8 protein-coding genes are annotated in these 13593 nt (G+C 32.2%); 2 read left to right on the forward strand and 6 right to left on the reverse strand.

Translation table 11 applies throughout. The features are described 5' to 3' along the window. Positions 1–24: 24 nt before the first annotated feature. From D6T69_RS08965 to D6T69_RS08975, 3 genes are all read right to left on the reverse strand, one after another. Positions 25–2472 (reverse strand): TonB-dependent receptor domain-containing protein, encoded by a 2448-nt coding sequence (locus D6T69_RS08965; protein ID WP_125067418.1) that lies wholly within the window; start codon positions 2470–2472, stop codon positions 25–27. A gap of 126 nt (positions 2473–2598) precedes the next feature. Next, complete coding sequence (yidC, locus tag D6T69_RS08970; protein WP_125067419.1) at positions 2599–4473, reverse strand: membrane protein insertase YidC; 1875 nt, start codon at positions 4471–4473, stop codon at positions 2599–2601. A gap of 195 nt (positions 4474–4668) precedes the next feature. After that, positions 4669–6288, reverse strand: coding sequence for a CTP synthase (locus tag D6T69_RS08975; protein WP_125067420.1), 1620 nt, complete (start codon positions 6286–6288; stop codon positions 4669–4671). 229 nt (positions 6289–6517) lie between these two features. Between D6T69_RS08975 and rpmH the strand changes: the two genes are divergently transcribed. Next, positions 6518–6679 carry a 50S ribosomal protein L34 gene (rpmH, locus tag D6T69_RS08980; RefSeq protein WP_028891113.1) on the forward strand — a complete coding sequence of 54 codons (162 nt, stop codon included), beginning with the start codon at positions 6518–6520 and terminating at the stop codon, positions 6677–6679. A 103-nt stretch (positions 6680–6782) separates the two neighbouring features. Beyond that, positions 6783–9635, forward strand: coding sequence for a carbamoyl-phosphate synthase large subunit (gene carB / locus D6T69_RS08985; RefSeq protein ID WP_125067421.1), 2853 nt, complete (start codon positions 6783–6785; stop codon positions 9633–9635). A 57-nt stretch (positions 9636–9692) separates the two neighbouring features. Here carB and D6T69_RS08990 read toward each other — a convergent pair whose 3' ends face one another. The 3 genes from D6T69_RS08990 to D6T69_RS09000 all read right to left on the reverse strand — a co-directional run bounded on the left by D6T69_RS08990 (position 9693) and on the right by D6T69_RS09000 (position 13505). Beyond that, on the reverse strand, positions 9693–10244 hold the full coding sequence (locus D6T69_RS08990; RefSeq protein WP_125067422.1) for a hypothetical protein: 552 nt from the start codon (positions 10242–10244) through the stop codon (positions 9693–9695). A 75-nt stretch (positions 10245–10319) separates the two neighbouring features. Continuing rightward, positions 10320–12407, reverse strand: a complete 2088-nt coding sequence (locus tag D6T69_RS08995; RefSeq protein ID WP_125067423.1) for a M64 family metallopeptidase — start codon at positions 12405–12407, stop codon at positions 10320–10322. A 9-nt stretch (positions 12408–12416) separates the two neighbouring features. After that, positions 12417–13505: a hypothetical protein gene (locus D6T69_RS09000; protein ID WP_125067424.1), complete on the reverse strand. Its 1089-nt coding sequence runs from the start codon at positions 13503–13505 to the stop codon at positions 12417–12419. Positions 13506–13593: the final 88 nt, after the last annotated feature.

The following is a 13593-nucleotide window of genomic DNA, read 5'->3' on the forward strand; positions in this document are numbered from 1 at the left end:
ATTAAGTTTTATAATGTTTAAGAATTAAAAACCTTCACCGCCTCCGTCAAAGTCACCATTACGACCTGAGCGTTCACGTTTTTTCTTCTGATTAAATCTATAAGTAAAGCTTAATGTAATTTGACGTTCTCTCCACTGAAATTCTTGATAAGACATTACTCTAGCTGTATTCGTATAGCTCTTTCTTTTACGCTCATTAAATAAATCGCTAACGTTTAACACTAATGAGGCCTTGTCTTTGAATATATCTTTACTGAATGCTAAGTTAGTAACAAAAATACCTTCTCTACTACCTTGTGCATCATCTTGTGGTCCTCGATACATAATACGTGTTTGCCATTCAATTTTTGCAGGTAAAGTAATTCTTGAGTTAAAACGAGCAAACCAACTGCTACTATTTACTTCAGGTAAAGACTCAGTTTCGGTTACTAGATCACCATTGATAGGATTAGTATAAGAATAAGTGTAGTCGAAAGCATCTGTTCTAAACTTAAAGTAGTTAAAAGTTGCTGATAAACGAGCCCACTTTGCAGGATTATAGTTTGTTGTTAATTCAAAACCGTAACGATCTTCATCATTTAAGTTTAAGAACTGACGTACAAAAACATTTCCTTTATCTCTTGTTTCAATTCTAGAAACAGGTCTGATTAAATCAGTTGAAAATTGATAGTATAATGAAGAGTTTAAGGTTACTTTACTAACTCTTGTAGTATACCCTAAGTCGAAAGAACTAGTGTATGTTGGGTTTAAATCTGGATTTCCTTTAAATACGTAAGTGTCTGAACTACGTGTTTCGAATGGGTTTAAAAACCAGTGACGTGGTCTTCGTAATCTACGCGCGTATCCTAAAGTTAAGTTATCTGTTTCACTGAATTCATATCCTAAATTAACGGTTGGGAACCATTCAGTATAGTTTTTATCAGAAAACTCACCTGTATTTAAGACTTCTAAGTCAACATCAGTATATTCAGCACGTAAACCTAACAAGTAAGAGAATTTATCTATTTTACTACCATATTGAGCATAGTATGCATAAATGTATTGTTTAAAATCAATAGCATTGGAAGGATCGAAATCAAAAGGTTGCCCATTTTCATCACGAACTCTAAAATCAGAAGTTAAATCCTGTAAATCTGCTTTATGACCTAATTCTAACTGGCTTTTTTCTCCTAAAGGAAGCACATAGTCTATTTGTAATAACCTGTTTTTAGATTTGGTAACTTGACTATTTTGTTCAGCTAAAATGTTATTGTTGGTAATGTCAGCAAGCTCATCCTCTTCATTTTCGCTATATTGTAAATCAATGATTAATTTTTGCCCCTTATCATCAATATTATTGGTATAGTTTAATGAATATTGAATATCTATATCATCTTCGGTTTCGGTTTCTACTCTTTTCAAACTTCTTATAGGGTCGTTAGCAGGAGAGAAAACATCGGTATTGTTAGTAGCAATGTCTTTACCGTCGTTATTTCTATAAAAAACGGTTCCAGTAAGAGAACTTTTGTCATTCAAATAGTATTCCATTCCAAAAGAACCATTAAAACTTTTGTTTTTTCGGTCGTATTCTCTTTTTTCTATACTTAAACTATCAATAACTCCATCAGTTAAGTATGTGAAGTCGCTAAAAGCATTTCCTGGTCCTTTTCTGTAAGAGTATCCAAGATTAGAAAAAATATTGAATTTTTTTGTACGGTAGTTTAAGTTACTACTTATTCTATATAAATCAGGGTTACCAACTGAAAAGTTAAGAGAACCATTAAAACCTCTTACTTTTCCTTTTCTAAGAATAATATTTAAAATACCAGCTGTACCTTCAGCGTCGTAACGAGCAGAGGGAGAAGTGATAACTTCCACTTTTTCAATAGCATCAGCAGGTAAATTACGTAAAGCATCTGTACCACTTAAACCAACTAAAGCAGAAGGTTTTCCGTCAATTAAAATACGTACATTTTCATTACCTCGTAAGCTTACAGCTCCTTCAGCATCTACATTTACTGATGGTACGTTATCTAAAACATCAGAGGCATTACCACCTTTTACTGTCATATCTTTTCCAACGTTGTATATCTTTTTGTCTAAGCGTATTTCAACAGTAGATTTTTCTGCAATAACTTCAACTTCTTCTAATGTTTCAGCGTCTTCAGATAGTAAAATAGTTCCTAAGCTTTTATTTTCAGTTAAATTATGATTTCCTAAACTTTTAGTTTTAAAGCCTATAAATTCAACCTTTATATCATATGTACCAGATGAAGCATCTATAGAGAAACTTCCGTTAGCATCAGTAACTCCTCCAATAATTTGTTGTGTGTTAGTATTTGTTAGTACTAAGGTTGCGTACTCTAAAGGTTGTTTAGAGTTTGTTTCTAATACTTTACCAGTTAGGGTAATTTTAGAAGCGATACCTTTTGTAGTACGTTGTGCAACAGCTGTAAAACTAATTAGTAAAATAAGTAGTGTAATTTTCTTCATTATGTTGATTTATAAAGCTTGTTTGACCGCAAATTTCCCCAAAGGTTTAACGGGGTTTAGTTAAAAGAATGTTAAATAAAAAAAGGGTGCTAAAAAGCACCCTTTTCATTAAAAATATACAGAAAATTATTTCTTCTTAGCACGTTGTTGTGCGGCTTGTTGCTCTTGAGCTTGTTTCATGGCAGCATCTAAACGCTCACGGAATTTACTCTTTTTAACGGGCTTCTTTTTGTTTTCTTCAATCTTAGCATGAATCTTAGCTTCATCAATAACATAGTTCTTAATAACAAACATAATTATAATGGTTAGTAAGTTTGAGATAAAGTAGTATAAACTCAATCCACTAGCATAGTTATTAAAGAAGAATAACATCATGATAGGAGAGAAGTAAATCATCCATTTCATCATCTTACTCATGTCAGGCATTCCTTCTTGAGTAGGAGCTTGCATATTAGCTTGCTGGCTTTGATTCATTTTCATGTAGAAGAAAATGGCTACAGAAGCTAAGATTGGAAATAAACTTACGTGGTCTCCATAGAAAGGAATTTTAAATGGTAATTTAAAAATAGTATCATAAGATGATAAGTCATTTGCCCATAAGAAGCTCTTTTGACGGAAATCAATGTTGGTAGGGAAAAACTTAAATAGCGCAAAGAATACTGGCATTTGCATTAAAGCAGGAATACAACCAGACATCATACTTACTCCAGCTTTTCGCTGTACTGCCATAATTTCTTGCTGACGCTTCATAGCGTTTTCTTTCCCAGGATACTTTTTATTGATTTCTTCCATTTCTGGACGAATCACTTTCATTTTAGCACTTGATAGGTACGACTTGTATAATACTGGAGACATGATTATACGTACTACAATTGTCATTAAAATGATGATTAATCCAAAGTTACCAATAAAACCTTTTAACATATTAAATACAGGGTAGAATATGGTACGGTTTAAGAAACCAAAAATTCCCCAACCTAAATCAGCAATTTCGTCTAAACTTGTTCCTTTGTAAGATTTTAATAAATTATAATCTGTAGGTCCATAAAACCATTGCATATTATAATTTAATTCTCCGTTTGTTAAAGCTAATGGAGTTTTTAATCCGTAAGTTTTAGTGTACACACTATCTTTATCTTCACCTGCAAAGTCAACAGATTTCAAAGTAGCATTACTAAAAGGTGTATCAGAGATTAGAATAGAAGAAAAGAAGTGTTGTTTATAAGCAACCCAATCAATATCACTCACAACATCATCATCATTCATTTGTAAGTAATCTACTTCATCATCGGCTTTATAATAGTAGTAAGAGTACATGTTTTCGGTTTTCAAACTCTTTTCGTGTCTAAAACCTTTTAAACTCCAATCTAAATTTATTTCTTGTGAACTATTAATTGTATTACTCAACCCTTGTGAACGAACGGCAAAACCTACACGGTAATCACCTTTTTTCATTTCGTAGCGGTATTCTAAAAACTTAGCTTCAGAAACCTTTAACTTCATAGAAAGTACTTGCGTATCTCCATTTTTGGTTAGAGTAGGAGTAAATAATAAATCTTTAGTATTTAAAATTCGGTTATCGGTAGTTCCGAAGTTAATATTAAAAGAAGCATTATTATCTTTTACTAAGTAAAGTGGTAATGAATCGTAAGTTTTGTAGTTTTTAACTAAGGCCTCTATAATCTGTCCACCTTTATTATCGATAGTTAACTTTACTAGATCGTTTTCAAGTGTAGTATTTCCTTCTTGGCTTTTTGAAGCTCCGTATGCAAAGGCACCAAACTTATTTTGTAAAGCAATTTGTTGTAATGAGTCGTTTACTACTACATTATCGGTTAAATTGTTTTGAGTATTAGTTGTTGTAGCATCAGTAGTTTGCTCTGTCTGGGTAGTAGCTTCAGGAGTTTCTTCTGGCTTTTGAGTGTTCATCCACCAAAGCATAATTCCTCCTAATAAAAGCATTCCTATAAAGGAATTTAAATCAAATTTTTTTTGTTCCATTGATATATGTTAAAATGTCAACTTGTCATTTAAAGTTTTTCTTAAAAGCTGAAAAACCCGACAAAGGTAGTAAAACCCTATAGTTTTTTTGAGGTTTTACGGTGAATAATTTTGTTAGTAATGGTAGTTCAAACAGTATTCCAATTTTTATAAACAATAAAAAATCCTGTAAACTTAATTACAGGATTTTTAAATTTATTTCTTTGATTGTTTTAAAGCTGCTTTAATAAAGCTTACAAACAATGGGTGCGGATTTAAAACTGTACTCTTGTATTCTGGATGATATTGAACTCCAACAAACCAAGGGTGAGAATCGATTTCAACAATTTCTACTAACCCTGTTTTTGGGTTAACACCTGCTGTTTTCATACCAGCGTTTTCTAATTGCTCTTTATAATCGTTATTGTATTCGTATCTATGACGATGGCGCTCACTAATTAATTCTTCTTTGTAAGCTTGAAAAACCTTAGAATCTTGTGTTAATTGACAGTCCCAAGCCCCTAAACGCATAGTACCACCTTTTTCAGTAACATCTTTTTGCTCTTCCATTAAGTTAATTACTGGGTGTGCTACATCAGGATTCATTTCTGTAGAGTTAGCGTCTTTTAAATTTAATACGTTGCGAGCAAACTCAATAACAGCCATTTGCATACCTAAACAAATACCTAAGAAAGGTATATTGTTTTCACGTACATATTGTACTGCTGCTATTTTACCTTCAATACCTCTATCACCAAATCCAGGAGCAACTAATACACCGTTTAGTCCTTCTAGTTGTTTGGCAGCATTCTCAGGAGTTAGTTCTTCAGAATGAATCCAACGAACGTTAACTTTTGTTTTATTAGTAGCTGCAGCTCCTGCGTGGATAAAAGCTTCAGTAATTGATTTATATGAATCGTGTAACTCGACATATTTTCCTACCAAACCAATTTCAACAGAAGAAGTTGGATTTTTATGACGCTCTAAGAACTTATTCCAAGTTTTTAAGTTAGGTTGTTTACGTGTAGATAAATTTAATTTATCTAATACCACGTAATCTAGTCCTTCTTTAAACATTAAGTTAGGAACATCGTAAATAGTCTCAGCATCTAATGACTGAATTACATTTTGCTTTTTAACATTACAAAATAGGGCTAATTTACGTTTAATGTCATCAGAGATTTCATGTTCTGAACGACATACTAATATGTCAGGACTTACACCACTTTGCATTAAAGTTTTTACAGAGTGTTGCGTAGGTTTCGTTTTTAATTCTCCTGCGGCAGCTAAGTAAGGAACTAAAGTTAGGTGTATAACAATAGCATTATCTTCTCCTAAATCCCATTGTAATTGACGAACAGCTTCTATGTATGGTAATGATTCAATATCACCAACGGTTCCTCCAATTTCAGTAATAACAATGTCGAAATCGCCTGTATTCCCTAAAATTTGGATTCTGTTTTTAATTTCATCAGTAATATGAGGAATAACTTGAACGGTTTTTCCTAAAAACTCTCCTTTACGCTCTTTGTTAATTACAGATTGATATATTCTTCCTGTAGTAACATTGTTAGCTTGTGAGGTAGGAATGTTTAAATAACGTTCGTAGTGTCCTAAATCTAAGTCGGTTTCAGCTCCATCGTCAGTTACATAACATTCTCCATGTTCGTATGGGTTTAATGTTCCTGGATCTATATTAATATATGGATCTAACTTTTGGATGGTTACAGAGTATCCTCTTTCTTGTAATAATTTGGCTAGAGAAGCGGCAATAATTCCTTTCCCTAGTGATGAAGTTACGCCTCCGGTTACAAAAACGTATTTTGTGTTGTTCATGGTACTGTTAGGTTTGCGCAAAAGTAAGAAGTCTGGCAATTACAACAAATAAAAAAGAGAAAAAACGTGCAGAAAAATTATGTATGTTTGCCAAACGAACTTTTTTTTAAAAAAAATAAAATAAGGGTTTGTCAGACTGAAAAACTGTTGTATATTTGCCCACGCTTTTAGCAGACGGAATTTCACAAAAGCAAAACATTTTTAAAGAAGATATTTAAGATATACTGTAATGAGTAAAAGAACGTACCAACCATCGAAGAGAAAAAGAAGAAACAAACACGGTTTCCGCGAAAGAATGGCTTCTGCTAATGGACGTAAAGTATTAGCTAGAAGAAGAGCAAAAGGAAGAAAAAAGTTGTCTGTTTCATCTGAATCAAGACCAAAGAAATAATGATTAACTATTGTTAATATTTTAAAGGCGTTACTATTAAGTATCGCCTTTTTTTATAACCAAACAATTTTTATTTTTACATCACAACACAACACAGACTAAAATGCCTAAAAGACAAGACCTTAAATCGATTTTAATTATTGGATCAGGACCAATTGTTATTGGTCAAGCATGTGAATTTGATTATTCAGGATCTCAAGCGTTAAGATCTTTGAGAGAAGATGGAATTGAAACCATCTTAATTAATTCTAACCCTGCAACTATTATGACAGACCCTTCGATGGCTGATCATGTATACTTGTTGCCGTTGAATACAAAGTCTATTATTCAAATTTTAAAAGAGCATCCACAAATTGATGCTGTTTTGCCTACTATGGGAGGGCAAACTGCATTAAACCTTTGTATTGAAGCTGATGAAAAAGGAATTTGGGAAGACTTTGATGTTGAAATTATAGGAGTAGATATTGATGCTATTAATATTACAGAGGATAGAGATAAGTTTCGTTTATTAATGGAAGAAATAGGGGTGCCTATGGCTCCTCAAGCTACTGCAACATCATTTTTAAAAGGAAAAGAAATAGCACAAGAATTCGGATTTCCATTATGTATTAGAGCATCGTTTACTTTAGGGGGAGCAGGAGCATCTATCGTATATGATGAGAAAGAATTTGAAGAATCATTATCTAGAGGATTAGAAATTTCTCCAATTCATGAGGTAATGATTGATAAAGCAATGATGGGATGGAAAGAGTACGAGTTAGAATTATTACGTGATGATAATGATAATGTTGTAATTATTTGTTCTATTGAAAACATGGATCCAATGGGAATCCACACAGGAGATTCTATTACAGTAGCTCCAGCCATGACGTTATCGGACAAAACGTTCCAAAAAATGCGTGACATGGCAATTAAAATGATGCGCTCTATTGGTGAGTTTGCAGGAGGATGTAACGTTCAGTTTGCGGTTTCACCAGATGAGAAAGAAGATATTATTGCGATTGAGATTAATCCACGTGTATCTCGTTCGTCAGCATTAGCATCAAAAGCAACTGGATACCCAATTGCAAAGATTGCTGCTAAATTAGCAACAGGTTATACGTTAGATGAATTAGATAACCAAATTACTAAGTCTACTTCAGCTTTATTTGAGCCAACATTAGACTATGTAATCGTAAAAATACCTCGTTGGAACTTTGATAAGTTTGAAGGTTCTGATAGAACATTAGGTTTACAGATGAAAGCGGTTGGAGAAGTAATGGGAATTGGACGTTCATTCCAAGAAGCATTACACAAAGCAACACAATCGTTAGAAATTAAACGTAACGGAATTGGAGCTGATGGTAAAGGGTATAAAGACTATAACCAGATTATTGATAAATTAAAGTATGCTTCTTGGGATAGAGTATTTGCTATTTATGATGCAATTCAAATGGGAATCCCGTTAAGTAAAATTCATGCAATCACTAAGATTGATATGTGGTATTTGCGTCAATATGAAGAGTTGTATATGTTAGAGAAAGAAATTTCTACATATACTGTTGATACACTTGATAGAGAATTATTATTAGAAGCTAAGCAAAAAGGATATGGTGATCGTCAAATCGCTCATATGTTAGGATGTTTAGAAAGTGAAGTGTATAAAAAGCGTGAAGAATTAAAAATAAAGCGTGTATATAAGTTAGTAGATACTTGTGCTGCTGAGTTTAAAGCACAAACTCCTTATTACTATTCTACATTTGAAAGTGAAATAGAAACAGCAGAAGGTGAAGTTTCTGTGTCAAATGAAAGTGTAGTTTCTGATAAGAAAAAAGTAATTGTATTAGGTTCAGGACCAAACCGTATTGGACAAGGAATTGAATTTGATTACTGTTGTGTTCATGGTGTATATGCAGCAAAAGAATGTGGTTACGAAACCATTATGATTAACTGTAACCCTGAAACTGTTTCTACTGATTTTGATACAGCAGATAAATTATACTTCGAGCCAGTTTTCTGGGAACATATCTACGATATCATCAAACATGAAAAACCAGAAGGAGTTATAGTTCAGTTAGGAGGACAAACAGCTTTAAAATTAGCTGAAAAACTAGAACGTTACGGAATTCCTATTTTAGGAACTAGTTATAAGGCGTTAGACCTAGCTGAAGATAGAGGTAGTTTTTCTACTTTATTAAAAGATAATAACATTCCTTATCCACGATTTGGAGTAGCAGAAACTGCAGATGAAGCTTTAGCTTTAGCTGACGAGTTAGATTTCCCAATCTTAGTACGTCCATCATATGTATTAGGAGGACAAGGAATGAAAATTGTGATTAATAAGGAAGAGTTATTAGAGCATGTAGTAGATTTATTACGTAAGATTCCTAATAACAAATTATTATTAGATCATTACTTAGAAGGAGCAATTGAAGCAGAAGCTGATGCTATTTGTGATGGAGAGAATGTATACATCATCGGAATTATGGAGCATATTGAGCCTTGTGGAATTCACTCAGGAGATTCAAATGCTACTTTACCAGCGTTCAACTTAGGAGAATTAGTATTAGAGCAAATTAGAGAGTACACTAAAACAATTGCTTTAGCACTTGATACGGTTGGATTAATTAATATTCAGTTTGCGATTAAAGATGATAAAGTATATATCATTGAAGCGAATCCACGTGCATCTCGTACGGTTCCATTTATAGCAAAAGCTTATAAAGAACCTTATGTAAACTATGCTACAAAGGTAATGTTAGGAGAGAAGAAAGTAACTGATTTTGAATTCAATCCACAGTTAGAAGGTTTTGCAATTAAGCAACCAGTATTCTCTTTTAACAAGTTCCCAAATGTAAATAAGAACTTAGGACCTGAGATGAAATCAACAGGAGAAAGCATTTTATTTATAGATTCACTTAGAGATGATGCTTTTTACGATTTATATGCAAGACGTAAAATGTACTTAAGTAAATAAAAGCGTTTTAGAATTATAATATAAAAAATCCGAAGTAAATTTTTACTTCGGATTTTTTTATTGGTTTAAGAAATTAACTAATTGATTAGCGTCAATAGTATATCTTTTTTTAATTAGTTTTTCTTTTTCTAATTGCTTTATCTTTTCTTTTGAATAAATTTTTGTGTCAAAATTTTCTATATATCCATTTACTTTATAAATATAGATATCTAGGTTTTTAGCATTGTTTTTTTGAGCAAACTTTTTAGGTAAATTGATGTTTTCAGAGCCTTTTTCTACTGTTTTTTCTATTTCTCTTCCTCCAACTGGTCTTATGGTTAAAGGATCATTTAATTCACTATAAAAGAATAAATCTTCATTTTGATAGGCTACCAAAAACATATCGGTAGGGTTTTGGATATCAAATAACAAATTTCCTTCATTTTGAGATTTTGAAATTAGTTGATAACGCTCTTTGGTAAATTCAAAGTTGACGGTGAAATAGTATTCTTGTTTTTTTGAGATATTTACTGATGAATTAAAATCGTTTTGAGATTTTTTGGTCGTATAATTTTTACAGTTTAAAACAAGAAATAAAAAAAATAAAGGATATAAAGCAAGATGTTTCATAATAAAAAACGTTAGAATTAAAAGAATAACACGACTATGAAATAACCGTGTTATTCTTTTTATAAAGTTACGATATTAATACCATCCGTAATCATGATACTTAAAGGCATGAATATAATCTTTATACATTCCTTTTATATACATGTTAGATGATCCTGGCCACATATAAGCAAACCAGTTAGTATTGTGTATAAATAAATTATCCCTTCCTGTTTTACGGTCGTCTACAATTAATTTATCACTGCTTCCAAGATTCCAGCCACCAATCCAATCGCTTTGATAGCTTGCACTAACTGTACTTCCATTGGTGATTACACGTCCTAAGTACTGAGTAGACCAGTCTTGGTTATTGAAAACATATAAATCGTCTTTTCCATCACCATTAATATCGGCAACATAAAATTTATCACGGTTATTCATGTTCCAACCTGGTAAGGCATCATCATATCTTTTAATATACTTGTATTCGTTTCCGTCAGACCTAAGTAATAATAGATATTCTGGTCCCCAGTTGGTACCATTAAAAATATAAACGTCATCTTTTCCATCACCATTAATATCAGCAATATGATATTTGTCTCCAGACTTGCTTGTCCAGCCTGGTAAACTGGCAAAATATTCCTTAGTTTTTGTTAGCGAGCTTCCTGTAGATTTAAACATTCTAGTAACTTTAGAACTTGTATTGAATAATACTAATTCTTCTTTGTTATCACCAGTGTAATCTGCTACAAAGTACTTGTCAGTAGAACTCATATAATGACCAGGCAAATATTTATCATATCGTCTTACATAAGAGAAGTTACTACCTGTAGATCTATACATTCCCATATATCCTTGATTCCAGTTAGTAGCATTAAATATGTAGAAGTCATCTTTCCCATCTCCATTAAAATCAGCAATAAAGAACTTGTCGCCATTTCGCATCTGCCAACCGTTTAGGTTATAATATATCTTTTTAATACATTCAAACCCGTCAGGAGTAGATTTTAATATTCCTAATCTTGAATATTGATTATTAGGATAGAATACAAGTAAGTCATCGTATCCATCACCGGTAAAGTCACCTACATAAAACTTGTCTTTTGAAGATACATACCATGTGCCACCTGGACCTTTAACCCTTTTTGTGGTTACATAAGAGTTAGCGGGACGCGTTATGTTTGCTCCACTACCTGTAAAACCTTTTGGGTGTTCGGTAGGGTAGGCAGCAATATAATTTCCGTAATGAAGTACCACATCGTTATAGCTGTTTCCTTGAAAGTTGCCTATAATTGGCTTGTTGAAGTTATAATTACTTTTTGATTTATTTCTTGTCCAAAATTCGTTATAACTAGGTGGATTAAATAAGTTGGTATTGCCTTTCATAGTACTGTTGTTTGAAGGGCGATAAATACACGTTTCATTATAACGCCCACCTTCAAAACCATCTACATTATATTCTGATGGAGCTCCAGTAGTTACAGTGCTTCTAGCAAATTTATTCCACTTATTAGGATTGCTATTTTTATCAACGTTTACGGCAGAAGGATTTGTACCATTAAAACAACCTGGTCTTGTATATTCGTCTGCTAATTTACCAACAGAATGCCCTAGTTCATGTAATAATACATTATTACTGGTAGATTTGGTAATAGATAATACTTTACCGTATGAACAACTTCCAAAACCAGATTCGTTAAGGATAACAACAACAAATTCGGCACCAGATAGACCAACAGTGTTTAAAGCATTGTTAATTTTACTATCAGTATTACTAGATTTTGACATCCAGCAACAATTCCAACATCCTGAATATTTAAAGTTTAATGCCGTATTTCTACTGCTAGCAGGATTGCTACTACAGTCATCGTTGTCACATGTATATTGAGTTACTCCAGATTGACTTGAGTTTAAGTTTACTCTGTATACATTAAAAGCATCTTGTAACTCAGATAAAACGTTATCTAAATTACCGTTTTCATGTGTAAACATTGCTTTAAAATAATCAGCAACTAAGTTGTTAAATTCAGTTTGGTTGGATGAAGTAAATCCATCTCCCATGAATACAATGTCAAATTTTGAAGCTGAACTTCCGTTATAAAGTAAGGTGCTTTTTGTTTGCGAATAAGCTGTAACAGCTAGAAATGTCATTAATATTATTAATGTTTTATGTAAGTTTTTCATTTTTTCTGATTATTGGTTAGTAATTTTTTTCAGTTTAGAAAAATCAGCTTTAGGAGCTGTTCTTAAAATTTGAAAAGAGGTGTTTAGGTCACTTTTTCTTAACTGTTTCCTTTTTACTCTTTGTAAAACATTTTTAGCTTTTGAAGCATCTTTAAACTTAACTAGTTTTAAATCTAATTTTTCTGAAGCTACTTTAGATTTGTACTTAATAGGCATCTTAACAGAAACATATGCTTCTGTTGAAGTAAACTCCTTATGATCACTTTTTTTAGGATCAAAAATTGTTCTATAACTAAGTGGGTTTTCAAAAGTTTCAGCAAGCACTGTATTGTTGCCATCTAAACCAATGATTGCCCAATCTCCAGATTCTTCAGTTGGTAAAGAGTAACTACCATCTATTTCAGTTTTTGAAACAGGGGTCATTCCGTTGTTGGTAATTTTATATGTTACTACTAAGTGTTTTTTACTGACTCTGTTTTTTTTGTTTTGTAACCTAAGTTCAGGAGATAGATTGTCAATTTTTCTGATACTCCTAGCAGAGGCAGGTTTTATTCCTCCTGATTTACTCATTGCTGTAGTACCTCTAAATCTTACATTCTTAGGCTTAAAAGGATCTTTTACTTTTTTTATATTCTTAAAAGTGTTAATTCTTTTTACTTGAAGTAGGTTAGTACTAACTCCTAGTTTGGGTTTGTTCTTGTCTATATTTTTGTTTTTATCATTTGTTTGTTTTAGTAAGAGTAACTTTGGAGTTTTTAAGCTTACTAGGTTATTGGTAGTTTTAGAAACCATATTTTTTTCTCCTTCTTTAGAGTCTATCTTATAAAAGTACTTGATGTTAGAAGGAATGATTTCTGAAAGGGCACGATCAACAGGTGTGTTTGCTAATTGACCTGTGACATTGAAGTTTTTATTATCTCCAACTATAAATAAAAGAAAGTTTTGTTTAGAAAGTTCTTTTATAACTGAAGAAATAGAGGTTCTGTTTAATTTACCCGATAGTGTGTGATTGTTTACGTTATACTTAATGTTTACTTGTTGTGAAAACAAATAATTAGTCATAAATAAACAAATTACTACAATTGTTAGTTTTTTCATTACAGTATTTTTAAGTTAATGAGTTGATTATTAGTTTACAAAGTTACTTTGAGACTTGTTTTTTGAGAGAATGCAAAAGAATGGTTTT

This window comes from Tenacibaculum singaporense, assembly GCF_003867015.1.
Classification (GTDB): Bacteria; Bacteroidota; Bacteroidia; order Flavobacteriales; family Flavobacteriaceae; genus Polaribacter; species Polaribacter singaporensis.